We start from the raw sequence: 25,998 nt of genomic DNA on the forward strand, positions 1-25,998 counted from the left end.
CCCAGCGAAGGCCAGCTATTCGCTCGTGAGATAGATCGGATTCCGAGGTAAAGCGGCCACGTCCGAACCTGCCTCGTCGGAGGCGCGCTAGCTGCCCGAAAACCGATTTCGATACTCGGTCGGCGACACGCCGAGATGACGTAGGAAGGCCCGTCGCATGCGTTCGTCGTCGCCAAAGCCTGCGCGCTTGGCGACCTCGACCACGCCGCCGATCTGGCGGCTTTCGAGCAGCAGGCGAGCGGTCTCCACGCGCAGCGCCTCGACGCCGCTCGCCGGTGTCATACCGGTGCGGCTGACATAGGTCCGGGCAAAGGTACGCGGCGTCATCCCGGCCTTTTCCGCCAGCGTCTCGACCTTGAGGTCGCTCGTGATGTTCTCGATGATCCAGGCATGCAGCGCGCTGAAGCGGCCTTCGACGTCCGACGCCTGGGCTGCAAGGACGGTCGAGAACTGGCTCTGACCACCCGGCCGCTTCAGAAACACCACGAGCCTGCGCGCGACATCGAGCGCGATGGTATGGCCGAAATCCTCCTCGATCATCGCGAGTGCCAGATCGATGCCGGCGCTGACGCCCGCCGACGACCAGACATGTCCGTCCTTGACGAAAATCGCGTTGGGCTCGACGCGGATATTCGGAAAGCTGTCCTGCAAGCGAGGACAATAGCGCCAGTGCGTTGCAGCACGCTTGCCGTCCAGGATCCCGGTCCATGCCAGCGCAAATGCACCGAGGCAGACCGATGCGATACGGCGTGCCCTCGGCAGCGCCTCCGCAATCCAGTCCATCAACCCGGCGTCGCTGCGGATCTTCCAGATGCCGGGCCCGCCTGGGATGACCAGCGTGTCGACCTCGGCCGGCGCAATACCGGCGATCGGCGCCGTGTCGATCATCATGCCGACATCGGTCGGCACCAAGCCGCCTGAAGTCGACAGGTAGGAGAGCGAGTAGTCCGGCCCGGGCAGTTCGATCGCCTCGAGTTCCGCGAACACCTGAGCCGGCCCCGAGATGTCCAGCAAGGTCACGCCCGGAAAGGCGACGATCGCGATCCGCCGCGTCGGTTTCTTGTCGCGCGGCTCGGGTCGGGACGCTTTGGCAGTTTTCGAGGGCATATTGTCCTTTAAGCCATTCGAGCCTGCCCTGTATAGCTCGCGATGGAATTCTGGAGTTCTGTCATGTCGCGACATCTGGGCAGCGGATACGAGGCGATCAAATCGCCTTGGGCTGATTACGCGATTTACAGCCTACCCGATGCCTCGCGGATCGAAGCCTGCGACCGTCAGCCGCTGATGGACGCCATGAACGGTATCATTGCCATCAACTGGCAGGCCACCGAGCCGCACTGGACGGCAACCTCCTCACCCTTCGACAAGAAGTACAGCCTCATCCTCGTCTATGACGGCTCCGGCCTCGTCGCGTTCTCGGTCTACCGCATCTTGCAGATGTCGGCCGGACTTGGAATCTATCGAAGCGGCACGGAAGTGCTGCCCGCGCACCAGGGTCGCGGCTTCTACGGCTTCTTCACATCGGAAGTCCTGAAATGTTCAGGCGCCACCGAGCGAGCCGACGGCAACGTGCTTTACGGCTGGCGGACCCGCAATCCGATCGTCTGGGCAGCGAACGCTAAAATTTGCGAAAAAGTGACTCCATCGCTGCTCGACGATGCACAGGATCCCGCATTGCAGGCGGCCTGTGTCGAGATGTGCACCTCGCTCTATCCGGGCAAGCCGCTCGAACTACCCGACATGATCATGCGTGGCGCTTACGGCCACATTAAGCACCATCGGCAGGCCTATCATGGCACCGCGTCGCTGGTCGATGCCGCGATGTCGCGCAAGATTCCGAATTCAGCGGATGCCCTTTTCTCGGTCGGTTACGCGAGGGTTTGAATGTCGGTGGTCGAACAACAAGCGGTTTACGCCCCGACGTCGCGCTTCACCGATCGCGCCTACCTCGCCTGGACGGCAGTGGCGATCGCCTATGCCATCGCCTTCCTGCAGCGCGTGTCGCCGCAATCGATGAGCCTCAATTTCATGCACGACTTCAACACCGATGCGGCCGGTGTTGCAATGCTCGCGTCGAGCTACTTCTGGGGCTACACCCTGATGCAGATTCCGGCCGGCCTTCTGGTCGACCGGTTCGGCGTCAAGCGCGTCGTCCTCGTCAGCATGGTCGCCTCATCGCTCGGCAGCGCAGCGTTCGCGTTGGCGCCGAACCTGCTTGACGTATTTGCCGCTCGGCTGATTGTCGCCTGCGGCGACGCGCTGGTATTCACTGCACTCCTGAAACTCGTCGCGCAGAGCTTCGCGGACGAGCGGTTCGGCGTAATGTCGGGCATCTCGCAGGTCTCCGGCTATGTCGGCGGCGTGATCGCAACCACGCCGCTCGCCGCCGCAGTCTCCGGGTTCGGCTGGCGCGCCTGCTTCCTCTTCATCGCGTGCATCGGACTGGTCAACCTCGCCTTCGCCAAGCTCGCGCTCAAGCCCGACCCGGCCTCGCACAGCAACAAGACGCTGAAAGGCGTTGTGCTCGCTGCGCGGCAATCGCTGGCCCATATCGCGAACTGGGGCTGCGCGATGACGTTTGCCTCGCACTTCGCGGTCGTGACGACGATGTCGGGCGTCTGGGGCATTCCGATGGTCGCGCACTTCTTCCACATCACTCCGACGGCCGCCGGCACGCCGCTGCTCGCCTTCATGATCGGCAATGCGCTCGGCTCGATCTTCCTGGGTCATGCCGCCGATCGCGCGGCGGCGGTGCTTGATCGCGCTCTGATCGGCATCTGCGTGTTGCGCATGCTGCTGATCGCGCTGCTGCTGCCGCCGATCGCCCGGACGTTCGGGCTCGCCTACGTCACAGTCGTGTTCACAGCATTGGGCCTCGTTGCCGGCGGGACGGTCCCGCTGGTGCTGAAATGCGTCAAGAAACTCTACACCGCCGATCTGATCGGCGTCGGCGCTTCCGTGAACACCACGGCCGCCGGGATCTTCGCCGGCGTCTCGCAGCCCGTCATCGGTTTCGCGATGCTTGCTGCGAGCCATGCCGCCGGACCCGACGCCATGCACAACACGGCTGCGATCGGTGACGGCGGCTACAGCGCCTTGATCGTCATTTTGCTTCTCATGTCGCTGCCCGGCATTGCCGGGCCGTTACTGATGAGAAGCAAGTTGATAGCTCGTTAGTGTGGTTATGAGTGTAGGGGGTGTTATGGAGCGCTTGTTTTTGAGAAAAGGCGAAGTCGCGTCAAATTTTCCGGTCAGCAGCTGGCAAAGCGTGATGTTCTCCGAGTTTGAAGGGCAGATGAGCAGCGAGGCGAGGCCGTTCCCCTGCGTGTTCGGGGTGACCGGACATCGCCAGGATCAGCTCCGCTACCTCTTTCTCGATCCGTATGACGTTGCGGTGCTTGGCGAACAGCTCGGACAATATGTGTCGGAAGCACGTTCGTTCGGCCCCAACACCTCATTGATCGTCTTCACGCGGCCCCGCCCGGTGCAGACGCTCGATGCCTACTATCGCAAGATGTGGCTGACGCTCGACCAGCTCGCGCGTCTGGACAAGAACCCGTGGCCGGTGGAGATTCCGGAGCAGATCGACCACCCGATGTGGGAGTTCTCGTTTGCGGGCGAGCCGATCTTCGTGGTCTGCACGACGCCGGCGCATGTGATGCGCCAGAGCCGGCGATCAAGTGCCTTCATGCTCACCTTCCAGCCGCGCTGGGTGTTCGAGAAGATTCTCGGGACGGAAAAGGCGGCCAACGCCGCGTTCTCCGAGGTGCGCAAGCGTCTGATCCCTTATGACAGCGCGAGCCCCTCTCCGCTGCTTGGCCGTTACGGCGCGACCGACGGCCGCGAGTACAAGCAGTACTTCCTGCACGACGACAACAATGCGAGCGCCGGCTGTCCCTTCGCCAAACTCGCGCAGAACAAGACGCCACCTATCGCGAATAAGGAACAGGCAGCATGACCCAGATCATCGCGGGCACGAAGACCGAGTTTGCCATCGATCCGGAGATCCTGAACCTGCTCCCGGCCCAGGGCTCCGTCGAGTTGCAGCATGACGCGGCCGGCAAGGTGCATCACTTCCATACCCATCCGGTCGATGAAATCCTGATGATCATCAGCGGCCGGCTGAACTTCATCTGGGACGGCGGAGAGCGGGTCGTCGGCGCCGGCGACACCATCCTGCTTCCCGCCGGTACCCGGCATCAATCAGAGGCGCTCGAGGGTGGCGCAATCTACGTCATCGCGACGCAACCACCCGCCAAGCCGATGAGCAACTGACATCCAGGAAAACGCGAACACCTCAGGACAGTGAAGGATCGCGCGGCGGTTCAGCCGCCAAACGTTCGACCAGCCCGATGACCTCGGAACGCTGGTTGGGCGCAAGTCGAAGGAAAGCCTTCAACAGTCGCAGGCTTTCCAGTGTTTCGCTCGATGGAGCTCCGAGCCTTTTCTGCAGCTCTGCAACATATGTGGGATTTTTCATCTCGCACCTTAGGTGAGGATTACGAATGGCATACCCAGGTAAACGTGAAGGCTTGGCCCAGAAGGTCGACACCGCAGCGCAAGAGGCCGAACGCCTCGGCCTGACCACGGCAACCTTGATACTCAGGATGGCACGCCTCGAGATTGATCGGGCGGAGCCCGAGGAGGTTGAAAGTATGCCAAGGAACAACTTGCGCAGCAAGCCGAACTGAGGTCCTGAAACGGGCCGGTTCCCGGTACCAGGCCGCCGGCACGACGTGCCGAAGCCTGTGACGCCTGAGCGACGTCCCGCGAGGCGAGAGGCTTTGCTCTCGCCCGCCTTCGGGATGCTTTGCGAATATTCGATCTTCGGTGCGGTCTAACAACGCTAGCCGGTGTTGCCCGCCTTGCCGAACGCGCCGGCCTCGGCCAACTCGGCGATGCGCCGGTCGTCATAGCCAAGCGTCTTGCTTAAGACATCCCGCGTGTGCTCACCGAGCAGCGGAGCCGCGACCGGATCGACCGTCGGCGTCAGGCTCATATTGACGGGCGACTCGATGTTCGGAACCGACCCTGCGGTCGGATGCGCGATCTTGCTCAGGCGATCGCGATCGCGAACTTCGGGCGCGTTGAACCCTTCCTCGACCGTACGCAGATAGCCGACCGGAATGTTGGCCTTCTTCATCTTGGCCATCCAGTTCTCGAGCGTGTCGCTCGCAAACACGCTGGCAATGATGGCGCGCAGCTTCTCCTTGTTGGCCGTCCGCGCCTTGCGGTGAGCAAATTCGGGGTCGGTGACAAGGTCGGGTCGGTCCAGAACGTCAGTGACGAGCCGGCGATAGAGCCGGTCATTGGCGCAGGCCATGTAAAGCGGGCCATCGGACGCACGGTAGACGCCGACGGTCGGCGAGCCGTTCGGAGAGTTGCCGAAACGGCCGGGGTTGTTGCCGTTGATGAGATAGGCCATGCCGTAGAAGCCGGTCATCGACACCGCGGTGTCGATCAATGCGACCTCGACTTGCTGGCCGCGACCGAGCCGATCGCGCGCAATCAGCGCCAGCAGGATCGCGTTGCAGGCCGACATGCCCGTTGCCATGTCCACGATCGGTGGACCGGTGCGCACCGGCTCGCTATCCGGAAAGCCGTTGAGCGACATGAAGCCGCTTTCGGCCTGCGTGATCGGGTCGAAGCCGGGGCGCAGGGCGAAATCGCCCTTGCGGCCATAGGCGGAGATCGAGCAATAGATCAGCCGCGGATTGGTCGGCGCCACCGATGCATAATCGAGGCCGAATTTCTTCATCACGCCGCCAGAGAAGTTCTCCACCACGACGTCGGCCTTGGCAATCAAGGCGCGCGCAACGTCGAGCGCAGCCGGATTGTTGAAATCGAGCGCAATGCCGCGCTTATTGCGATTGAGGCTCAGATACGCCGCGCTCTCCCCGCCGATTTCGGCGTGCTCGTACGCGCGCGTGTCGTCACCACCGTCCGGATTCTCGATCTTGATGACCTCGGCCCCGAAGTCGGCCAGCGTTTGCGTGCAGGCCGGGCCGGCGACGACGCGGGTGAAGTCGACAACCAGCAGCCCATCGAGCGCCGTCGGAACTCCCTCCCCGCGCGGCGCGCGCTCCGGCAATTCTGGTTTGGTCATGATCCGACGCTTCCTCTGTTATTTTGTCAGGCGAAATACCGCAGCCCTTGGCAAGACCGGCACCGCTTGCCTTTTAGCGGAAGCCCATCACCAAAACCAAACCCGGATTTTGCAGGGCGGGACCTTCGTCTGACATGGCTGTCATCGGCCACAAGGGTCGGCGGCACCGGCACGGTCGGACTGCTCGAATGTGAGGGAAACCCGCCGGATGGCGGAATCTGTCGGGGCGTCCAGCCGCTGGAAGACCATTGATCGGCGGGTAGCGACGCCTCGTCGCCACCCGCCTTCGTCACGGAGAGACCGGTCGCGCTATTCGGCGATCATATCGCCGGAGCCGCCGAACTCGGCCGGAAAGTCCTTCAGCTTCGGCAGGCCATCGCGGATCTGCAGTACCGCCTCGGAATAGTTGACGTGAACGCCAGGGCTGAATTTCAGCGTCGGGATTGTCGCCGTGAACACGTCGACGAGCCCAAGCGTCGGGTGGTTGGTCATCAGGTGACCGCCGCACTTGGTGCAATATTTGCGCTGGCTCATCGCGGTCTTCTCGAACGTCCCGATGTGATCAGCGCCCTTGGTGACCTCGACCGCCTCGGGCTTCCAGAGGCTGAACGCATTCACCGGACCGCCGGACCAGGAGCGGCATGAACGGCAGTGGCAATAGCCCATCGCCTCGGGCTCCCCCGTGACCTTGAGTTCGACGGCGCCACAAAAGCAGTTTCCAGTATGATTCATCGGTCGGTTCTCCCTGGGTGAAGTGATCGGACTCCGCGCCGGCATCGACCCACGTTACTCGTGGTGTTCGCGATGCAGGATAAGATGTAGGCGGGCGTAGCCGCAGCGAACTCCCTTGTCGTCGACGCGGCAAAGCTACATGAGAGTCCGCGCCGCTGTCGACCATCTTCGACACAGCATCGCCGAGCTTATCGCCCGTCACAGACAAGGATGGAGCGCAGTGCGAGGCGACGCAGGGTGCTGCAACGTGATGAATTGCTGCAGTGCCGGATGCCTGCACGGCAACCGGCACGTGCGTACATCGCTTGAGATCAGCATTGCCGGTTCTTGGGGAAACCCGTGCTCGCCCCGGCAAGGCCGTACATCAGCGCCAGCCGATCCAGGCATTCCTTGAGTCGCCGCGCAAAATAGTCCTGCCAGCGCTGGGTGCGCAGTCCGCGCCGCTGCCCAACCTGCTCCATGGTCATGCCGAGGATCAGCACGTCGTGCACCAGCGCCGAGCCGTCGGCGCCGAGTTCGTGCTCGGCGCGATTCAAGCGCAAGGTCGCCTGACGTTGCCCCTCTGTGATCGGTTCACGCTGCTGACCGCCATCAACAATCTCGCGCGTCGTATCCACCGCGCGAGGACCACGCTCGGCCTTTTCCCAATCGTTCTGGAAGGCCCGGCCGCTCCGATACTGCGTGTTGTCGATCTGTCGGTGTACATGCAACCGTCCGAGCGGATCATTACGTATCGAGCGAAATGCAACGACCTTGTCGCCCGGCTCGAGCGCCAGGGGATCGTCGACCTCGACGGTCGCCACTTCGGCATTAAAGGGCAGATCCCGCGAGCGCCGGTCATGTGTTACTGCGGGATCGTACGGCTTCCGGCGTTTTGCGCGCGGCATTGGTGACCTCCAACATGTTTGATGATGGGCGCGCGGACTCTTCCGCGCGATCGCGGTTGCAGACCGATGTCGGTCAGGAGATGAATTGCCTCAGTTGGCGCCGACGGCTTGAAGCCAGGCGTCGTTCAAGACCGGCCTCGCCGAGGCCTCGGGATCACGGCTCAAGTGAAAATGCGGGGTGCAGTAGCTCGTGCCCGACCGGCAGGGGTGACCGCAGAAGGTGATCGTCTCGCCGTCGGCATCCCCGCCATAGGGATAGCGGCAGTCTCCGGGCTTGAGGTCGAGCAGCGAAAGATGCTGCGGCTCGACCGCGGCGCAACGAAGTCGCGGCATCTCCACCGTTTCGGTGAAGATTTTGGGCAAACGAGCCAGATCTGGCTTGAGCTCGGCCCGTCCCTCACGCAGCCGCCCGGTCCTCGGGGGTTCCGGCAAGGCCGGTTTGGGTGGCTCGAGGTGCCTCGGCAGGGATGGCTCGAGCCGTTCGAAGCCCGCCAGCCCCATGCGCTGCGCCCGGCTGAGCGCCGCGTTGCGCGTATAGGCTGTGTTGAAGGTTGCGTTGATCGCGTCAGCGATTTCCGAATAGGACAAGCCGCGAGCGCGCAGGTCCTGCAAGGCTGCAGAATGCTCCGGCAGCCAGTTCATCATTTCCATTCCAAATTCCCATTTTCGTCGTTCCGCCGGCGCCTCGCACACCTTCCGATATTCCGAAGAAAAAGTCAAGCTTGATTTCTGATAATCGTAACGGTAGTATGCATCCGGGTCTGGAGAGGACGAAACATGCTGGACGCTGCACTGATCGAACGAGCACTGGAAAAGACTGGGAAGAGCAAAGGCGGGCTTGCCCGCGCGATGGGCGTTCGGGCCGGGGCGGTGTCCGAAATCCTGTCGGGAATACGGCTGATCAAGGCTTCGGAGATCGCCCCGATCATGGAATACCTTGAGCTGAACTCGGTGCCCATCGTGGGCCGGGTCGGCGCCGGCGCCTCGATCCAGCCGGAGCTCGAGCAGGTGCCGCCGGAGGGTCTCGGCGAAATCGAGCTTCCCTTCCCGGTGACGGAGGAGACCGTCGCATTCGAGGTTTCGGGCGATTCGATGCTGCCGAAATACGAGAACGGCGATGTCATCGTGGTATATCGCGAGCAGCGCTATCCGCTGTCGAGCTTCTACGGAGAGGAAGCGGCGGTCCGGCTGAAGACCGGCGAGCGCTATCTGAAGACGATCGAACGCGGCAGTTCTTCCGGCACGGTCAACCTCAAGAGCTTCAACGCCAAGCCGATCAACGGCGTAAAGCTCGAGTGGATCGGCGAAATCTGCGTCACCCTGCCCCGTGGCCAGATCGAAAGGCTGCGCGGCAAGGCGGCGTCGAAGGGCCGCAAATCCGCCTCCAAAGGCGGTCGATCGTCCGAGAAATAGGGCCCTGCTTCAAGACCGACCTGACCGATTCGGATGCCTCCGCACCGAGTCGGTCGGAGCACGTCGAGCCGAATTCCGATTACCGGCAATTTCTCTTGACATAATTCCGATTATCGGAAATAATGTTCGATGTCAGTCAACGCATCGAACTACCAGGCAATGCAGTACTTTGTCGTGATGATCGACTATGGCCGCCGAGGCCGCGAGGCGATCGTCGATCCCGAGATGACGCGACGTGAGGTCGTGTCACGGATCGCGTCGGGAGAATACACAAACATCAGTTTCATCCACGAGGTGGCCGAGTCCTCGGTGGAAGATGTCACAAACGATATCCTTGCCGAGGCAGCCCTGCCGGAGATCCCTCCGACCGGCGCCAATTTGCAAGCCAATGCACTGGATCACGCCCGCGACCTGCGCAAGCACGAGTCGGTCTGACGTCACTCACGCGGTGATTGCGAAATTGTGATCTTTCTTGAGCCGGCTACTTGGCCGGAACCGGAAACGGACTAGATAGGGTTCACGTAAAGTCTATTCGGACCGGGCAAGGGTTCCCTTTAGATTGACGATTCGTTTCTCGGGCCGGCAGATTTCAGCTTCAGATGACCTCGACAACAAACGCCGAGATCGCGACGGCCGATGGCGATCTCAGGATTGCGCTGCTGCTCGGCATCGCGAACTGGTTTCTGTTCCTCGACCACATCCCGCACAACATCGTCAACGCGTTGACCATCCGCAACTTCGGCTTCAGCGGTGCCATCGATTTGTTCGTGTTCGTCGGCGGCTATGCCACGACGCTGTTCTACACACGGATGGTGGTGGAGCGCGGCATGCTGGTGGCGGCCACCCGCATCTTCAGGCGGGTGTGGCAGCTCTACGCCGCCTACATCGTTCTGTTCGTCATCTATGTCGAGTTGATCAGCTATGTTGCAGCACGGACCGCGGCGCCCGAGATCATCAGCGAATTCAACATCACCGGATTCATCGACCACGGCATCCGAACCCTGATCTACGGCCTGTTCCTGCAGGCCAAGCCGCTCAATCTGGATGTGCTGCAACTCAGCATCACCCTGATGGCGTTCCAGCCCATCGTCGTGTGCGGGCTGTTCTACGTGCCGAACGCGACGCTCGCCGGCTCTGTAGCCCTTTATGCGACCGCCCGCATGCTCGACTGGAACCTGACGTCATACCCGGATGGACGCTGGTACCTGAATCCGTTTTGCTGGCAATTGCTGTTCGTGATGGGGGGCTGGCTCGCGCTCGTCGGCAAGCGGTTCGCACCCGAGATTCGCGCGCTACAGGCGATATCCGCACTGCGCGCGGCGGCCCTGTTGTATCTGGTGTTCGCTCTCGTGATCGTCTCCAGTGGCGACATTCCGGCACTCGCCCAGATGATGCCGAGTGGACTGAGCGACATGCTCCTGCCGAGCGACCGGGAGGATATCGCGCCGCATCGCATCCTGCATTTCCTGGCCCTGACATTCCTGTTCACCTTGCTAGTGCCGTGCAACTGGGGATATCTGCGGTCCTACGCCTTGCAGCCGATCATCAAGTGCGGTGAGGAGTGGCTCGCCGTGTTCTGTGCCGGCGTCTTCCTCTCCTTTGCCGCGCACCTGATCCTGATCACCGGCCCGAACTCGGTGATCAGGCAGGTCGTGGTCAGCATCGCGGGCATCGCGGCGATGGTTGCGGTTGCCTACTACGTCTCGTGGTCGAAGCAGCAGGACGGCAAATCGGCCGTCAGAGCTCATTCCTGAGTTTTTCGCTTTAGTCGATCAGCGTGGCGCGCCTCAGCCGCGTCTCGCTGTCGTGCAGCATTGCGGCGTCGAGCCCCCCTCGTGCGGCCGGCGCGAGCCGATAAGTCGCGTCTGCATGCAATCTGCACAAAAATCCTGAACTCCTGCTGGCGCATTCTCGCCCGCTGCACATGCGCGGCTCAACTTCGCTATGCTGCGGGCCGGCTCTCATCCCCCCGCGATGGACGAACCCGCGCGAGCCCTTTCGCGACCAATGATAACGCCGATCCGTTTCTTGTCTCCCGCCGCGGTTGCCTTGTAGAACAATTGCATCACGCGAGAGCAAAGGCGTGGCCAGGACGCCGCATCTGGAGACCCCATTGACCCACCGCATTCTCGTTGTCGACGATGACCCGATAGCGGCGGCACCGGCATGCGGCCCGCTATCGCGCAGGCCGTCATGATCAGCCATGGCGGCACGATTCGTCTCCTGCCCTCCAGCCAGGGCGTCGCCTTCGAGCTGGTGTTTCCCGCGGTCTGACTGGGCTATTTCCGGCGCGACGCCAAAATCTTCTCGGCGGCGCGCAGATGCGGCTTGTCGAGCATCTTGCCATCCATCTTGGCGACCCCGGACGGATTGTCGGCGAACGCGGCGATCACCCGCTCCGACCACGCGATCTCCTCATCCGTCGGCATGAACGCCGCGTTGACGACGTCGACATGCTTGGGATGGATCACGGCCTTGGCCAGAAAGCCGTCCTGCCGCGCCGCGATCGCCTCGGCTTTCAGCGCGTCGAGATCGTTGATGTCGGTGGCGATGGTGTCGATCGCAACCACACCGGCCGCGGCCGCCCCGATCAGGCAGAGATCGCGGGCGAGGATGAAGGGCGAATGATAGTGGCCGTCAGTGCGGTTGCGGGTCGCGCCGAGCGAGGCCGCAAGGTCCTCCGCACCCCACATCATGCCCCAGAGCCGCGGGCTCATGTTCTCGAAATCGAGGATCTTCAGGACTGCCCGCGCCGTCTCGGTCGCCACCGTGACGATCCGCGTTGTCCCCTGCGCGATGCCGGAAGCTGCCTCGAACGCGTCGAGATAGAGCGCGAGCTTGTTGACATCGGCGGCACCGGCGCATTTCGGCAGCACGATGCCGTCGGGCCTGCCGGGCATGACCGCGGCGAGGTCGCCCAGCGTCAGGTCGGTGTCGAGCGCATTGACGCGGATGTAGAGCCTCTGCTCCGGATTGCGCGCATCGAGCATCTGCCGTGTGATGCCGCGCGCGACGACCTTCTGGTCCGGCGCGATGGAATCCTCGAGATCGAGGATCAGCGCGTCGGCCGCGGTCTTCTTGGCGCTCTCATATTTCCGGGTGCTGTCGCCGGGAACGAACAGGAACGATCGCATCGTCTATGCCTTCGGCTTACAGTGCATCAGGCCCGTGCGGCGGCAACTCGCCACCAGCTCGCCGCGCTGATTGGTCATGGTGTGCTCGAACTCGACGATGCCCTGGGTCGGCCGCGACTTGCTGGCGCGCTTGCCTATGACCTTGGTGTGTGCTTTCAGCGTGTCGCCGTGGAACACCGGCTTCGGAAACCTGACGTCGGTCATGCCGAGATTGCCGACCGTGGTTCCCAGGGTCGTGTCGTAAACGCTCATTCCGATCATGATGCCGAGCGTATAGAGGCTGTTGAACAGCCGCTGGCCGAACTCGGTCTTCTCAGAGAAATGCGCGTCGATATGCAGCGGCTGCGGGTTCATGGTCAGAAGGCTGAACATGGTGTTGTCCATCTCCGTCACGGTCCGGCTGAACTCGTGATGGAATTCCTGTCCGACCTCGAACTCTTCGAAATACAATCCAGCCATCTATCGTCCCTTGTAGTTGGGCGTCCGCTTCTCGACAAACGCATTCAACCCCTCCTGGCAGTCTTCCGTCGACGCCACCACCACAAAGCTCTCCGCCGTGTTCTCGACCGAGCGGCGGAAATCGGCGTCGACCGCGCGCATGAAGGCATCGCGGCCGATCTTCATCACGATGGGCGATTTCGCCGCCAGCTTGCGCGCGATCTCGCGGGCCCGCGACAGCGCCGTGCCCTTCGGCACCACCTCGCTGAGCAAGCCCATCCGGAAGGCCGTCGCTGCATCGAAGGGCTCGCCGAGGAACAGCGGGCCGAACGCCTGGTGCTTGCCGACCAGCCGCGGCAGCTGCACGAAATGGATCGCCGGGATCAGGCCGACATCAATCTCGGGATAGCCGAAGGTCGAGCCGTCGCCAGCGATGGTCATGTCGCAGGAGATCGCGATCGTCATGCCGCCGGCCCGGACCGCGCCATCGATCGCCGCGATCGTCGGCTTGCCCATGCGGTACTGCGTATCGTTCAGCGCGAAATACAGCCGCTCGAGGAATCCCTTGACCTCGATCGCAGGCTTACCCCTGACGATGTCGAGGTCGAGACCGGCGCAAAACACCTTGTGGGCGCTGCTGATGACGATGGCGCGTACCGCGTCATCATCACGCGCCCTTGCCAGCGCCGCCAGCAGCGCGTCGATCAAGGGAATGCTGAGCGCATTGACCGGCGCGCGATCCAGCACGATCTCCGCAATCTGCTCAGTGACCGAATAACGAACCAAGTCCGTGCTCATGATCTGCTACCTCCGCTATTGCTTGGCCTGCCGCACGGCGCCCGACAGCAACAGGTCGTCGATTTCGGCCGAATCGAAGCCGGCCTCCGTCAACACAGCGCGGCTGTCCTGTCCAACGTCCGGCGCGGGGCAGAGATGATCCTCAGACAGGCTCGCAATCCCCGGCGTCCGCGGTGAATAGACCGCGCCGACGCCGGTCGTCTCCTGGCACACCGACGCCTTGATCGCTTCGACGTGGACGTTGCGCAGCCATTCGCCAGGATTGAGGATCCGCTCCGCGATGATATCGGCGGCGTGCAGCCGCGTCAGCCAGACATCCGTCGGCTGCGTCAGGAACATCTCGCGCAGCTGCGGGATCAGCGTATCGGCGGCATCGGCGCGGCGGGCAAAGTCGGCGAAGCGCGGGTCGCTCGCGAGATCCTCACGGGCGATTGCATTGCACAGACGTTTGTATTGCGGCTCGTTCACCAATGTCACCATCATCCAGCCGTCCTGGGTCTGGTAGGTGCCGGCCGGCACGTTGAGCGCCCGCGGCGCACCGCCCTCGAGGATGAATTCCGCGACCTTGTGACCAAGCAGCGCCGACGTCGATTGGCAGAGATTGACGTCGATCCAGCGGCCGGTGCCGACGGTCGCGCGGGCGAACAGCGTCGTCGCAATGGCCTGGAACGCGTAGACGCCGGTGACGACATCGGAGATCGTGGTGCCGACCCGATGCGGCACGCCATCGGTGCCGACATTGATCGAGACCAGCCCCGAGAACGCCTGCGCAACGGAGTCCGAGCCGGGCCGCTTCGAGTACGGCCCGCTCTGCCCGAAGCCGCTGACCGACAGATAGACCAGACCCGGATTGTCGCGCGACAGGCTCTGATAGCCGAGCCCGAGCCGCTCGGCCACACCCGGGCGAAATCCTTCGATGAGCACATCGGCCTCGCGCGCCAGCCGCTGCGCGATCGCGATCCCGTCCTTGTGCTTCATGTCGAGGCACAGGCTGCGCTTGCCGCGGTTGTAGACCGCCGACAGGGTCGTGTGATTGCCGTAGGTCGTGCCGAGATAGCGCGACCAGTCGCCCTCGGGTGGTTCAACCTTGATGACGTCGGCGCCATAGACCCCGAGCAGCATCGCGCAATAGGGCGACGCGATCCCCTGCCCGAAATCGAGCACCTTCAGCCCGCGATACGGCGCCTCGTGCGTCGGCGTCAGCTTGCGTTCGCCCGCCATTTGTCCTCCCGTTAGCTTCGAAGAGCCCTACAGCGCCAGATAGCGCTGCCGGATGTTGTCGTTGGCCTTCAGCTCTTCGATGGAGGATGTGTAGACGATCTGTCCCTTGTCGATAACCGTCGCGTGGCTCGCAAGGCCAAGGCAAAAATGCATGTTCTGCTCGGCGATCAATACTGTGGCACCGGTGCCGCGGAGCTGCCGCAGCAGCTCGCCGATACGCTGCACGATGATCGGCGCCAGCCCCTCGCTCGGCTCGTCCAGCAGCAGCAGCACCGGATTGCCCATCAGCGTGCGCGCGATTGCAAGCATCTGCTGCTCGCCGCCGGACAGCCTTCCGGCGATCCGGTGCCGCAGCGGCTCCAGCAGCGGGAACACGTCGTAGACGCGGCGGATCGACCATTCGTCCTCGCCGTCCGGCCCCTTCTTCTGACCGATGACGAGATTGTCCTCGACCGTATGCTCGGGAAAGATCTGGCGGTCTTCCGGCACGAAGCCGAGCCCGGCGCGCGCGATATGATGCGGTTTCATTCCAGACACCACGCTGCCCCGCAAGGTCACCTTGCCGCGGCGCGCCGGCGCCAGCCCCATGATCGCCTTCATGGTCGTCGACTTGCCGGCGCCGTTGCGGCCGAGCAACGCCATGGTCTCGCCCGTGCGCACCGAGAAGCCGACGCCGAACAGGATCTGGCTGGTGCCGTAGCAGACGTCGAGATCCTCGACCTGCACCACCGGCTGCGCACTCATGCCACCGCTCCCGCGTGGTCGTCGCTGCCGAGATAGGCTTCGATGACGGCGTCGTTCCTGCGGATCGCGTCCGGCGTCCCGGTCGCCAGGATCCGGCCATAACACAGCACGACGATCTCAGGCGCGATCTTGAACACGATATCCATGTCGTGCTCGATGAACACGACGGTGATCTTCTCCTTCTCCCAGAGCTCGCGCACCTTGTCGATCATGCGCCAGCGCTCCTCGGTGCCCATGCCTGCCGTCGGCTCGTCGAGCAGCAGCACCTTGGGCTCAAGCACCAGCGCCAGCGCGATATCGAGCAGCTTCTGGTCGCCATGCGACAGCGTCGACGCGGTCCTGTTGCGCTTGCCGGCGAGGCCGAGCAGTTCCATCGCGTGCTCGGCGCGATCGCGCGTCTCGGCCAATGGAAAGCGCCGATGCATCACGCCGGCGCGGCGCTGATCGGCACAGACCGCAGCCAGCATCGTCTCCTCGACCGTCAGCGACGGGAAGATGCTCGCGACCTGGAAGGCGCGGCCGATGCCGTGGCGCACGATCTCCGGCGGCGCCTTCCCCGCCATGTCGACGCCATTGAGCAGGATCTGGCCGGCGTCCGGCCGCAGCGCGCCCGTGATCAGGTTAAAAAAAGTGCTTTTGCCGGCGCCGTTGGGGCCGATCACGGCGGTGAGCGAGCCGTCGGCGAAGTCGAGCGAGACATTGTCGGTCGCCTTGACGCCGCCGAAGGATTTCGAGAGCTCGCGAATCTCCAGCATGGCTAGCCGCGCCCCTCTCCGCGCCGCTGCGCGAACCATTCGACGACAAAATCCATCAGGCCCTTCCGCAGTCCGATGGCAAAGAACAGGATCACGATGCCGAGCACGATGCCGTGATATTCGGTCAGGCGGGTCACCGTATCGTTGAGGATCAGCAGCAGCACGGTGCCGACCATCGGCCCGAGGAAAGTAGTCACGCCGCCGAGCATGTTGATGAAGATGCCCTCGCCAGAGATCGTCCAATAGGCGAATTCGGGATAGGCGCCGGAGACGAACAGCGCCATGATCATGCCGCCGGTCGCGGCGAACAGCGCCGCCAGCACGAAGATCACAAGCTTGGCGCGCCAGACGTCGATGCCGACGAAGCTCGCCCGCGTGGCATTGTCACGGATCATGCGCAGCGTGTAGCCGAACGGCGACTGCGCGATCTGGCGCATCGCGAGCAACCCGATCACCAGCAGCGCGCAACTCGTGATGTAGAGATGCAGATGGTTCGACAGGTCGATGCCGAGAAACGGCGGGCGCGGAATGCCACCGCGCAGGCCCTGGTCGCCGCCGGTCAGCGACTGCCACGACAGGATGGTCGAGTGGATCAGCATCTGGAACGCCAGCGTCACGAAGGCGAAGTAGATTTCCTTCAGCCGCACGCAGATGGCGCCGATGACGAGGGCAACCACGAAGGTCATCGCCAGCGTGGCGACGAACGCCACCGGGATCGCGACGCCGGTCTTCTGCATCATCAGGCCGAACCCATAGGCGCCAAGACCGAAGAACATGCCGTGCCCGAACGAGATCAGCCCGGTGTATCCGACCAGCAGGTTGAGCGATGTCGCGAACAATCCGTAGGCTGCGCAGCGGATTACGAAATCGAGCAGTTGCTTGCTGCCGAAGATGAACGGCAGCAGCGCGAGCAGGACAAAGGCCACAAGCGCAATCAGGAGATCGCGATAGCGCTGCTGCCTGGCGTCGATCCGGGGCACCTTGAGGGGCTGCGCGCCTTGCCCGGCCTGCAACTCGGTCATGCGACCTCCTTGCCGAACAGGCCTGTCGGCCGCGACACCAGAACGATCACCATGAAGAGGTACATCAGCCCCTCGGTGAACAGCGGGAAGCCGAGCGATCCGAATGAACGGATCAAACCGATCAAAAGCGCGCCGATCAGCGCGCCGAGGATCGAGCCCATGCCGCCGATCACCGTGACGATGAAGGACTCGATCAGCACCGAGAACCCCATGCCCGGCGTCAGCGAGCGCACCGGCGCGGCAAGCGCCCCTGCCAGTCCCGCCAGCATGCCGCCGAGCGCGAACACGCCGCCATAGATCAGCCCGGTATTGATGCCGAGCGCCGACACCATGCCGGGATTGTGCGCGGCCGCCCGGATCACCTTGCCGATCCTGGAGCGCGCCAATCCCAGTCCGAGAACAATCGCGGCGGCGAGCGCCACGCCGATCAGCAGCAGGTAATAGGGCGGCACCACGCCGCCGGCGATGAACAGCGGCGGCACCTGGAATGCGGCCGGCATGCCCATCGACTTGAATTCGGGCCCCCAGATCATGCGGACGACGTCATCGAAGATCAGCACGAAGGCGTAACAGACCAGGAGCTGCATCAGCACATCGCGGCCGTAGACCCGGCTCATGAACACGCGCTCGAAGATCAGGCCGAGGATCGCGGTGCCGGCGGCGCCGCTCAGCATCGCCAGCGCGAAGCTGCCGGTGAGCTGGTAGGCCGTCATCGCGAAATAGGCGCCGAACATGTAGAAGGCGCCGTGGCTGAAATTGACCACCTTGAGCACGCCGAAGATCAAGGTCAACCCGACGGCGACGAGAAACAGCAGCATGCCGATGATGAGGCCGCTGGTGGTCTGCGTCACCAGGCAGGCGGGGCTGGCGAGGCAACTGGCGAGCGCGTCGAGGTCCACGGGAATCATCCATTACGGCGGGCCGCAACGCCGGCGCGCGACAAACATCAGATGCAAGGCGGAGACAGCATGCTGCCTCCGCCGCACATGCGGATCAGGTGTAGCCCTTGCTCCTCTTCCACTCGGCTTCGAGTTCGAAGATGGTCTTCCAGTCGCCGGCCTTCACGTCAGGAACATAGGGCTCCTGCGGGATCGTGGTGCCCCAGCCGATCGCGTAGCCGACCAGCGTGCGATCGTCGGCGCGCATGGTGACGGTGCCGTCAGCGCCGAACGGGCACTTGATGGTGAGCCCGGTGAGCACCTCCGCGACCTTCTTGCCGTCGGTCGAATTGGCCTTCTTGACCGCCTCGTTGAGGAACATGACCGCCGTCGCGTTCTGCCACGACCAGTTGGTCGGGTACTCGTTGTATTTCGCCCTGTAGGCATCACCCCAGGCCGCATTCTCCGGCGTCGCCGGGAATGTCTTGATGTAGCGGTCGCCGGAGTGGATACCCTTCGGCAGGTTCTTCACCACCGTGAGCGCGGTGTAGTCGGCCATGTTGACCGCGAACACCTCCATCTGGGTGAACAGGGCGTAGATGTTGGCCTGGTCGATATAGGACGTGAGATCGCCGCCCCACAGGCACGAATAGAGCGCCTGCGGCCTGGCTTGCAGGATCTTGGTCACCACCTCGGTGTAATCAGGCTGGAACAGCTTCGGCCATGACTCGCTGATGATCTCGACGTCAGGCGCGAACTTCTTCAGATACAGCACGAACTCGCCGGTGGTGTCGCGGCCATAGGCATAGTCGGGCGAACAGGTCGCCCACTTCTTCAGGCCCTTGGCCTTGGCGATCCCCGCAGCGTAGCTGGCGCCGACGATCGAGTCATGAATACCTTGCCGCACGCAACGGAAGGCGTTCGGGATGTGCTGCTTGGGATCGGCGGTCAGCGACGACGCTTCCGAGCAGGTGTGGATGCAGAGCACACCGAGATCGCGCGCCACCTCGTGAACCGCGAACGATCCCGACGACGCCTCGCCGTCGAGCAGCATCTCGCAGCCGTCGGTGTTGACGAGTTCGCGCGCAATGCGCGCGGCCTCCTGCGGCTGTCCCCTGGAGTCGCGGATCACCATCTCGATCTGCCGGCCGGCAAGCCCGCCGGCGGCATTGACCTTCTCGACTTCCAGCATCACCGCATTGCGTGAGGACGTGCCGAGCTGCGCGACGCGGCCCGACAGAATGGTCGGCATGCCGATCTTGATCGTCTTGGCCTGCGCGCGCGCCACCCATGGCGCGGCAAAACTCGCCGCACCGGCACCCATCAGCACAAGCGTCGAGCGCCGGCTGATGCCCGGCTTCCGGGTCCTATCCATCATTCCCCTCCCTGTCGGGTTCGCGTTCCCAAAATCCCTGTCGGAGATCGTCCCGTCTCCGTGACCACAATGTTTTCAGAGCAAGGGGGGTGACGTCAAGCCAAAGATGAATTACGACTCATAATTCATCTAGGGAGACAACGGCGCCGGAAATCGGCCCGACGAACGGCAAAATGATCAATCTTTCCAGCTTCATCGCATTTCATGCCAGACGGACTCCGGTCCGCTGTGCGCTGAAATATCGCGGCGAGGACGTCTCCTATGCCGACTTTGACCTGCGGATCCGGCAAGTCGGCGGCTGGCTCGCGGCGCGCGGGATCGCGCCCGGCGATGTCGTCGCCGTGCTGATGAAGAACAGTACGGCTTTTCTCGAGCTGGTGTTTGCGACGAGCCATATCGGCGCGGTGTTCCTGCCGATCAACTATCGGCTATCGGCCGATGAAGTCGGCTACATCGTCGGCAATTCCGGCGCGCGGCTGCTGGTCGCCGACGAGGAATTCGCCGCGATCGCAACCGGCGATGCGCCGGTCGTGCTGCTCGACGAAGTCGCGCAGTCCAGCGTCACCAACCTCGCCCCCGATATCGCGCCGGCGTCGATCCATGTGCGCCAGCCGCGCGACCTGATGCGGCTGATGTACACCTCGGGCACGACGGATCGCCCCAAAGGCGTGATGCTGACTTACGAGAACATCTACTGGAAATCCGCCGACCAGACGCTGGTGCTCGGATTGAACACCGACACCCGGCTGCTCGTGGTGGGTCCGCTCTATCATGTCGGCGCGCTCGACCTGCCCGGCATCGCCGTGCTCTGGCATGGCGGCATGCTCTGCATTCACCGCACCTTCGAACCCGATCCGGCGCTGGCCGCGATCGAGCGCGAGAAGCTGAACGCGGCGTGGTTCGCGCCGGTCATGACCACAGCCCTCCTCACCTGCCCGAACCGCGACCGCTACGATGTCTCCAGCCTGCAATGGGCGATCGGCGGCGGCGAAAAGACGCCGGAGGTGCGTATCCGCGCCTTCTCGGATTATTTCAAGGGCGCGCGTTACATCGATGCCTATGGCCTCACCGAAAGCTGCGGTGGCGACACCTTCATGGAGCCCGGCCGCGAGATCGAGAAGATCGGATCGACCGGCCGCGCCATCGCTCATGTCGAGATCGAGATCCGCGACGATTCCGGCAAGCGCCTGCCCGCCGGCCAGGATGGCGAGATCTGCCTGCGCGGCCCGAAGGTGACGCAGGGCTACTGGAAGGATCCGGAGAAAACGGCATCCGCTTTCTTCGGCGACTGGTTCCGCACCGGCGACGTCGGCTATCTCGACGACGACGGCTTCCTCTATCTGACCGATCGCAAGAAGGACATGATCATCTCCGGCGGCGAGAACATCGCTTCCTCCGAAGTCGAGCGCGTCATCTACGAAATGCCTGAGGTGCGCGAGGTCGCGGTGATCGGCCTGCCCGATGCCCGCTGGGGCGAACAGCCGGTCGCCATCGTGGTGCTGGCCGACGACGCCAAACTCGACCTCCCCGATCTCACGGAATTCTGCCGCGCGCGGCTCGCCGGCTTCAAGGTGCCGCGGCAATTGATCATCCGCGACAGCCTGCCGCGCAATCCCTCCGGCAAGGTGCTCAAACGCGTGCTCCGCGCCGAACTCGAGGCCAATGCATGACACAAGCGACACCCGCCAAGGTGACCAAGCTCAACCGGGTCGAGCGCAACGCCTGGACCAAGCAGAAGATCTTCGACGCCGCGACCAAGGTCGTCGGCAAATACGGCTATGCCGAAGCCTCGGTCGCCCGCATCACCGAAGCCGCCGGCGTGGCGCAAGGCACGTTCTACAATCACTTCGAGAACCGCCAGGAATTGCTCGACCAGTTGCTGCCGAAGATCGGCCTCGACATGGTCCGCTTCATCCATGCCCGCACCGGCACCGCGAGCGAAGCCCGGCAGGAGATCGAGCGCTTCAGCGCCTTCTTCGATTTCATCCGGGAGGTGCCGGAGTTTCTCCGCATCCTCAACGAGGCCGAGTTCTTCGCGCCGATCGGCTACCAGAAGCATTTTGACAACATCTCGAACGCCTATGTCCGGATTCTCCAGCGCGCGCGGGCGGCGGGCGCGACCAGCAATTTCAGCGACGAGGAATTCGAGGCGATCGTCCAGGTTCTGATGGGTGCGCGCGGCTACCTCAGCCGCCGCTATTCCTATTCCGAGCGCGGCGTCACCGCCGTGCCCGACTATGTGATCACGGCTTACCAGAAACTGGTCACGCGCGGCCTGTTCACCACGAGCGACAGGGGAAGAAAATCATGAGCGACGACGGCACTATCCTCGTCACCGGCGGCAGCCGCGGCATTGGCGCTGCGACCGCAACGCTGCTCGCCGATCAGGGCCATCGCGTCGTCATCGTCGACATCGCGCCCGAGCCGTTGGCCGGAACGAGCGCCATCCTGTGGCCCGCGCCATTCGACGTCGCGAGCGAGAGCGCCGTCGGCGCCGGTATTGCCGACATCGAGAAGGCGCACGGCCCGATCAGCGGCCTCGTCAACGCGGCCGGTGTGTTCGGCAAGATGCACACGATCGATCGGGTGCGGATGGAGCAATGGGACCGCGAGGTCAATATCGACCTGCGCGGCACCTTCCTGGTCGCGCGCAGCGTCGGCATCGGCATGGCGAAGCGGCGGCACGGCGCGATCGTCAACGTCGCCTCGGTGGCCGGCATGACGTCGGGCCCGATCCACGCTTACACCGCGGCCAAGGCCGGCGTCATCCAGATCACGCAGACGCTCGCCGCCGAATGGGGCCGCAGCGGCGTACGTGTCAACGCGGTGTCGCCCGGCTTCACCCGCACCGCCGCGCTCGAAGCCGGCATTGCGTCGGGCGCCCTGAACAAGGACCTGCTGGCGCGGCCGACCGCGCTGAACCGGCTGGTCGAGCCGATGGAAGTGGCGCAGGCGATCGCCTGGCTGCTCTCGCCGCAGAGCAGCGGCGTGACCGGCATCAACCTGCCGGTCGATGCCGGCTACATCGCAGGCACCACCTGGGCCGCCTATGGCGGTCTGCCGGAAGCACCGGCGAGCTGAGGACGACGCATGAATATCGAGCTTCCGCGCAAACACCTCGATCTGTCCTCCGCCATCGCCGAGGGCGACATCCGCGTGCTGCTGATGGTGCTGGTGCACATGACCGGCGACGAGAAGTGGCTTGAGCCGCCCTACAAGCCGAAGCGCGATGTCCGCCTGATCCCGGATCCGGACGCCGGCGTGCCGAAGGAGATCCAGGACGAGATCCGCGCCGCGGTCTTGAACTTGTTCGCGAACGGCACGCCGAAGCCCGTCATCACCGATCCCGGCAACGAGCTGATGCTGCGGATGATGCGCGCGACGCTCGGCGAGAACGTCGCGCCGGAATATGCCCCGTTGATGCGGGAGGAGATGGGCTTCGTCCCGCGCGATGCACGCTGGCGCGAGCGCCCCGCCGACGAGAGGCTGGCGCAACAGCATGTGCTGATCGTCGGCGCCGGGGTCTGCGCGATCGCGCTCGGCGTTGCGCTCGGGCGACTTGGCATTCCCTACACGATCGTCGAGAGACAGGACGAGATGGGCGGCACCTGGTACGTCAATCGCTATCCCGGCTGCGGCGTCGATACGCCGAACCACTCCTATTCCTTTTCGTTCGGCACCCGCAATCCGTGGACCCGCTACTTCGCGCGGCGCCAGGAGCTGCTCGACTATCTCCTCAAGGTCGTGGGCGAATACGACATCCGCAAGCACGTCCGCCTCAAAACCGAGCTCGTCGCCTCGCGCTGGGACGAAGGCAGGCGACGCTGGATCTCGACGCTGAAGACCGCGAACGGCGAAGAGACCTTCGAGTCCACCGCGCTGGTCAGCGCGATCGGCCAGCTCAACGATCCCCTGCCCGCCCGCTTTGACGGAGACGAGGATTTCACCGGGCTCAAGGTCCATTCGGCGCTGTGGTCCGACGACGTCACGCTCGACGGCAAGCATGTCGCCGTGATCGGCACCGGCGCGACCGCGATGCAGCTGGTGCCGTCGATCGCCGATCGCGTCGCGTCGGTCACCGTCTACCAGCGCACCGCGCAGTGGGCCCGGCCGGTGAAGGGCTATTCCGATCCGATCACCGAAGGCGCGCAGTGGCTGCTCGCCCATCTGCCGTTCTATGTGCAGTGGTACCGCTTCAACATGTTCTGGCGTTACGGCGACGGGCTGCTGCCGTTCCTGCGCAAGGATCCGGCCTGGCCGCATCCGGAGCGCGCCGTCAACAAGGGCAACGACCGGCATCGCCAGGAGCTGGCCGACTTCATCCTCTCCGAGCTGAAGGATCGCCCCGATTTGATCGAAAAGTGCATGCCGACCTATCCACCCTACGGCAAACGCATCCTGCTCGACAACAACTGGTTCAAGACGCTGACCAAGCCGAATGTCGAACTGGTCACCGACACGATCGATCGTTTCGCGGTTGACGGAATCGTCACCGCCGACGGCACATCGCGCCAACACGACGTCGTCGTGATTTCGACCGGCTTCAAGGTCTCGGAGATGGCGGCGCGGCTCAACATCACCGGACGCGACGGCAAGAACCTCAAGCAGGTCTGGAGCCACGACAATCCGACCGCGTATCTCGGTCTCACGGTGCCTGACTTTCCCAATCTGTTTTTGATGCTCGGCCCGAATTCGGGACCTGCGCATGGCGGCAGCGTGATCTTCCAGTCGGAATGCCAGAGCCGCTACATCTCCGCCTGCCTCGTCGAGATGATTGAGAACGATATCGCCGCGATCGACGTGCATCCCGACGCGCATGACGCATACATCCGCAGCGTCGATGCCGAGCATGAGCAATTGATCTGGACGCATCCGGGCATGACGACCTACTACCGCAACAGAAGCGGTCGCGTGTTCTCGGCGATGCCGTGGCGGTTCGTCGACTACTGGAAAATGACGCACGATCCGGACTTCACGCAGTATCGTCAGACCAAGTCGCGACAGGAGTCCTGACCTGAATTACCTCGCTCGTTAACTTGACAGCAGGCCATAACTGCCGCAGCATTTCGATGACTGCACCTGTTGGAGTGCTGGAGCGTCTGCTCCTCGCGTCGCAGGAATTGACGGACGATTATGGGATCGGACGCCAGGCAGCAGAAGCGGACAGAGGTCCGTCGGCCCACCCTTGGAGAGGAGCATGACGCCACCGGCGCAAGCCAGCGACCTTGCTCAGCGGCAAGGTCTCGGTGCACGTTGAGGCTGATAGCAGCTGCTAGCCGCGTGCACTGCCGACAATCTGAGCATATCCGCAGGACGAGAGCGCAAAGGCCAAGCGCTTTTAGGTCCCGAAACACACCTGGTCTGTACCAGACATCCTTCGCTAAAACGAAGTAGCAGGGCCCCGCGATGCTTGAATGCACCGGGGCCCACTCGTTTGCCCGCGATCTCCCCGCCGTCACGCCGCATTGCACCTCCGCCTGGGATCGGAAACAATCGTCGTGACAGGTGAGGAACGATGATGGAAAAGCCGAAGGTCAGAATCTACACCGACTACAAGTCTCCCTACGCCTATGTCGCCAACAAGCGCCTGTTCGAGCTCGAGGAGGCCTATGGTGTCGAGCTGGAATGGCTGCCCTACACGCTGCGCATTCCCGAATTCATGGGCACGGTCGAGGAACGCACGCCGCATTTCTGGCGCAAGGTGCGCTACGCCTACATGGACGCGCGGCGGTACGCCAACGCGCAAGGGTTGACCATGAAGGGCCCGCGCCGGATCTACGACGCCTTCTACGCCAGCGCCGGAATGCTGTTCGCGCAGCGTCACGGACTGTTTCGGCCTTACCACGACACGGTGTTCCAGCGGTTCTGGAATCATGAGCTGGAGATCGACGAGCCGTCGGAGATTGCCGGCGTGATCGCCGCGATCGGCGGTTCCACTGAGGCATTCGAGGCCTATGTCCACGGCCCTGCCCGCGCCGAGCACGATCGCATCATCGACGAGGCCGAAGCGCTTGGCGTGTTCGGCGTTCCCAGCATGGTGTTCAACGGCGAGCTGTTTTGGGGCGGCGACCGCGTCGACCTGCTGATCCAGCGCATCAAAAATCCGGAATCGATCGCGGTCGCGCTGGGCAGCAGGCACCGGACGTGAGCGTCGGCCGTTTCCAATCTGTTTACCGTCAGCGGCTAGCCTTCCCGATGACGAGACCACCGGGAACCAAGCATGTTCAAGGAAACCGTCCCGATTGCCTATGACGCGCCGGCTGATCTGAAAAAATGGCCTTCGCTCAGGAATGAGCGGGTGGCCAACCGGACGCCCTATCTGGTCTACAACGGAACCTTGGCGGACTGCATCCGGTTGCTGCTGGCGAAGCCGATCAAGCAGATCTCCCTCTACGACATCGTGACCGAGCGCCAGGCCGCCTTCGACAGCAACACGCTGTCGCCGGGCGATGCGGCCGAGATCGCGATGCGCAAGGACTTTCCCAAAGCCTGAAC

General features: G+C 63.4%; 29 protein-coding genes. 14 read left to right on the plus strand and 15 right to left on the minus strand.

The window, feature by feature from the left end:
- Window positions 1-87 precede the first annotated feature (87 nt).
- Window positions 88-1,107, minus strand: a complete 1,020-nt coding sequence (locus ACVILL_RS00540) for a GlxA family transcriptional regulator (RefSeq protein WP_456727346.1) — start codon at window positions 1,105-1,107, stop codon at window positions 88-90.
- A gap of 63 nt (window positions 1,108-1,170) precedes the next feature.
- Between ACVILL_RS00540 and ACVILL_RS00545 the strand changes: the two genes are divergently transcribed.
- Genes ACVILL_RS00545 through ACVILL_RS00560 form a run of 4 tightly spaced genes read left to right on the plus strand, consistent with a single transcriptional unit; the run spans window position 1,171 to window position 4,275 of the window.
- On the plus strand, window positions 1,171-1,884 hold the full coding sequence (locus ACVILL_RS00545) for a hypothetical protein (RefSeq protein ID WP_456727347.1): 714 nt from the start codon (window positions 1,171-1,173) through the stop codon (window positions 1,882-1,884).
- Window positions 1,885-3,177, plus strand: a complete 1,293-nt coding sequence (locus ACVILL_RS00550; protein WP_456727348.1) for an MFS transporter — start codon at window positions 1,885-1,887, stop codon at window positions 3,175-3,177.
- 25 nt (window positions 3,178-3,202) lie between these two features.
- Window positions 3,203-3,958, plus strand: a complete 756-nt coding sequence (locus ACVILL_RS00555; protein ID WP_456727349.1) for a YqcI/YcgG family protein — start codon at window positions 3,203-3,205, stop codon at window positions 3,956-3,958.
- The gene (locus tag ACVILL_RS00560) at window positions 3,955-4,275 is read left to right on the plus strand and encodes a cupin domain-containing protein (protein WP_456727350.1); all 321 of its coding nucleotides are present in this window, start codon (window positions 3,955-3,957) and stop codon (window positions 4,273-4,275) included. The genes ACVILL_RS00555 and ACVILL_RS00560 overlap by 4 nt, the downstream gene beginning before the upstream one ends.
- A gap of 22 nt (window positions 4,276-4,297) precedes the next feature.
- On the opposite strand, the gene ACVILL_RS00565 is transcribed toward ACVILL_RS00560, so the two are convergent.
- On the minus strand, window positions 4,298-4,480 hold the full coding sequence (locus ACVILL_RS00565; RefSeq protein ID WP_456727351.1) for a hypothetical protein: 183 nt from the start codon (window positions 4,478-4,480) through the stop codon (window positions 4,298-4,300).
- 25 nt (window positions 4,481-4,505) lie between these two features.
- Between ACVILL_RS00565 and ACVILL_RS00570 the strand changes: the two genes are divergently transcribed.
- Window positions 4,506-4,691, plus strand: a complete 186-nt coding sequence (locus tag ACVILL_RS00570; RefSeq protein WP_016847356.1) for a hypothetical protein — start codon at window positions 4,506-4,508, stop codon at window positions 4,689-4,691.
- Window positions 4,692-4,846: 155 nt separating this feature from the next.
- Here the strand turns inward: ACVILL_RS00570 and ACVILL_RS00575 are convergent, their stop codons facing one another.
- From ACVILL_RS00575 to ACVILL_RS00590, 4 genes are all read right to left on the minus strand, one after another.
- The gene (locus ACVILL_RS00575; protein ID WP_456734132.1) at window positions 4,847-6,109 is read right to left on the minus strand and encodes a CaiB/BaiF CoA transferase family protein; all 1,263 of its coding nucleotides are present in this window, start codon (window positions 6,107-6,109) and stop codon (window positions 4,847-4,849) included.
- A 306-nt stretch (window positions 6,110-6,415) separates the two neighbouring features.
- Complete coding sequence (locus tag ACVILL_RS00580) at window positions 6,416-6,838, minus strand: GFA family protein (protein WP_456727352.1); 423 nt, start codon at window positions 6,836-6,838, stop codon at window positions 6,416-6,418.
- 311 nt (window positions 6,839-7,149) lie between these two features.
- Complete coding sequence (locus tag ACVILL_RS00585; protein ID WP_456727353.1) at window positions 7,150-7,725, minus strand: DUF6456 domain-containing protein; 576 nt, start codon at window positions 7,723-7,725, stop codon at window positions 7,150-7,152.
- Between the two features lie 90 nt (window positions 7,726-7,815).
- Entirely contained in the window at window positions 7,816-8,376 is a 561-nt protein-coding gene (locus ACVILL_RS00590) for a GcrA family cell cycle regulator (RefSeq protein WP_456727354.1), read from the minus strand.
- 126 nt (window positions 8,377-8,502) lie between these two features.
- Here ACVILL_RS00590 and ACVILL_RS00595 point away from each other — a divergent pair, with 126 nt between their 5' ends.
- The 3 genes from ACVILL_RS00595 (at window position 8,503) to ACVILL_RS00605 (ending at window position 10,892) form a co-directional block, all read left to right on the plus strand.
- The gene (locus ACVILL_RS00595) at window positions 8,503-9,138 is read left to right on the plus strand and encodes a LexA family transcriptional regulator (protein ID WP_456727355.1); all 636 of its coding nucleotides are present in this window, start codon (window positions 8,503-8,505) and stop codon (window positions 9,136-9,138) included.
- 159 nt (window positions 9,139-9,297) lie between these two features.
- On the plus strand, window positions 9,298-9,573 hold the full coding sequence (locus ACVILL_RS00600) for a hypothetical protein (RefSeq protein WP_456734133.1): 276 nt from the start codon (window positions 9,298-9,300) through the stop codon (window positions 9,571-9,573).
- Between the two features lie 164 nt (window positions 9,574-9,737).
- Window positions 9,738-10,892 (plus strand): OpgC domain-containing protein, encoded by a 1,155-nt coding sequence (locus tag ACVILL_RS00605; RefSeq protein ID WP_456727356.1) that lies wholly within the window; start codon window positions 9,738-9,740, stop codon window positions 10,890-10,892.
- Window positions 10,893-11,417: 525 nt separating this feature from the next.
- On the opposite strand, the gene ACVILL_RS00610 is transcribed toward ACVILL_RS00605, so the two are convergent.
- The 9 genes from ACVILL_RS00610 to ACVILL_RS00650 all read right to left on the minus strand — a co-directional run bounded on the left by ACVILL_RS00610 (window position 11,418) and on the right by ACVILL_RS00650 (window position 19,503).
- Window positions 11,418-12,272 (minus strand): HpcH/HpaI aldolase/citrate lyase family protein, encoded by an 855-nt coding sequence (locus ACVILL_RS00610; RefSeq protein WP_456727357.1) that lies wholly within the window; start codon window positions 12,270-12,272, stop codon window positions 11,418-11,420.
- Between the two features lie 3 nt (window positions 12,273-12,275).
- Window positions 12,276-12,731: a MaoC family dehydratase gene (locus ACVILL_RS00615; protein WP_456727358.1), complete on the minus strand. Its 456-nt coding sequence runs from the start codon at window positions 12,729-12,731 to the stop codon at window positions 12,276-12,278.
- Window positions 12,732-13,508 (minus strand): enoyl-CoA hydratase/isomerase family protein, encoded by a 777-nt coding sequence (locus tag ACVILL_RS00620; protein WP_456727359.1) that lies wholly within the window; start codon window positions 13,506-13,508, stop codon window positions 12,732-12,734.
- Between the two features lie 15 nt (window positions 13,509-13,523).
- Window positions 13,524-14,729 carry a CaiB/BaiF CoA transferase family protein gene (locus ACVILL_RS00625; protein ID WP_456727360.1) on the minus strand — a complete coding sequence of 402 codons (1,206 nt, stop codon included), beginning with the start codon at window positions 14,727-14,729 and terminating at the stop codon, window positions 13,524-13,526.
- Window positions 14,730-14,756: 27 nt separating this feature from the next.
- On the minus strand, window positions 14,757-15,473 hold the full coding sequence (locus ACVILL_RS00630; RefSeq protein ID WP_456727361.1) for an ABC transporter ATP-binding protein: 717 nt from the start codon (window positions 15,471-15,473) through the stop codon (window positions 14,757-14,759).
- A complete protein-coding gene (locus ACVILL_RS00635) occupies window positions 15,470-16,228 on the minus strand; it encodes an ABC transporter ATP-binding protein (RefSeq protein WP_456727362.1) in 759 nt (252 codons plus the stop codon). Before ACVILL_RS00635 ends, ACVILL_RS00630 begins: the two co-directional genes overlap by 4 nt.
- 2 nt (window positions 16,229-16,230) lie before the next feature.
- Window positions 16,231-17,250 (minus strand): branched-chain amino acid ABC transporter permease, encoded by a 1,020-nt coding sequence (locus tag ACVILL_RS00640; protein ID WP_456727363.1) that lies wholly within the window; start codon window positions 17,248-17,250, stop codon window positions 16,231-16,233.
- Window positions 17,247-18,149: a branched-chain amino acid ABC transporter permease gene (locus ACVILL_RS00645; RefSeq protein WP_456727364.1), complete on the minus strand. Its 903-nt coding sequence runs from the start codon at window positions 18,147-18,149 to the stop codon at window positions 17,247-17,249. The genes ACVILL_RS00640 and ACVILL_RS00645 overlap by 4 nt, the downstream gene beginning before the upstream one ends.
- 94 nt (window positions 18,150-18,243) lie before the next feature.
- Window positions 18,244-19,503: an ABC transporter substrate-binding protein gene (locus ACVILL_RS00650; protein WP_456727365.1), complete on the minus strand. Its 1,260-nt coding sequence runs from the start codon at window positions 19,501-19,503 to the stop codon at window positions 18,244-18,246.
- A 173-nt stretch (window positions 19,504-19,676) separates the two neighbouring features.
- On the opposite strand from ACVILL_RS00650, the gene ACVILL_RS00655 reads away from it, so the two are divergent.
- The 6 genes from ACVILL_RS00655 to ACVILL_RS00680 all read left to right on the plus strand — a co-directional run bounded on the left by ACVILL_RS00655 (window position 19,677) and on the right by ACVILL_RS00680 (window position 25,996).
- Window positions 19,677-21,173 carry an AMP-binding protein gene (locus tag ACVILL_RS00655; RefSeq protein WP_456727366.1) on the plus strand — a complete coding sequence of 499 codons (1,497 nt, stop codon included), beginning with the start codon at window positions 19,677-19,679 and terminating at the stop codon, window positions 21,171-21,173.
- The gene (locus ACVILL_RS00660) at window positions 21,170-21,814 is read left to right on the plus strand and encodes a TetR/AcrR family transcriptional regulator (RefSeq protein WP_456727367.1); all 645 of its coding nucleotides are present in this window, start codon (window positions 21,170-21,172) and stop codon (window positions 21,812-21,814) included. The genes ACVILL_RS00655 and ACVILL_RS00660 overlap by 4 nt, the downstream gene beginning before the upstream one ends.
- The gene (locus ACVILL_RS00665) at window positions 21,811-22,584 is read left to right on the plus strand and encodes an SDR family NAD(P)-dependent oxidoreductase (RefSeq protein ID WP_456727368.1); all 774 of its coding nucleotides are present in this window, start codon (window positions 21,811-21,813) and stop codon (window positions 22,582-22,584) included. Before ACVILL_RS00660 ends, ACVILL_RS00665 begins: the two co-directional genes overlap by 4 nt.
- A gap of 9 nt (window positions 22,585-22,593) precedes the next feature.
- Window positions 22,594-24,516 (plus strand): flavin-containing monooxygenase, encoded by a 1,923-nt coding sequence (locus ACVILL_RS00670; protein ID WP_456727369.1) that lies wholly within the window; start codon window positions 22,594-22,596, stop codon window positions 24,514-24,516.
- Window positions 24,517-25,021: 505 nt separating this feature from the next.
- On the plus strand, window positions 25,022-25,651 hold the full coding sequence (locus ACVILL_RS00675; RefSeq protein WP_456734134.1) for a DsbA family protein: 630 nt from the start codon (window positions 25,022-25,024) through the stop codon (window positions 25,649-25,651).
- A gap of 72 nt (window positions 25,652-25,723) precedes the next feature.
- Entirely contained in the window at window positions 25,724-25,996 is a 273-nt protein-coding gene (locus tag ACVILL_RS00680; protein ID WP_456727370.1) for a hypothetical protein, read from the plus strand.
- The last annotated feature ends 2 nt before the right edge of the window (window positions 25,997-25,998 follow it).

It is taken from the genome of Bradyrhizobium sp. USDA 3364 (assembly GCF_054056355.1).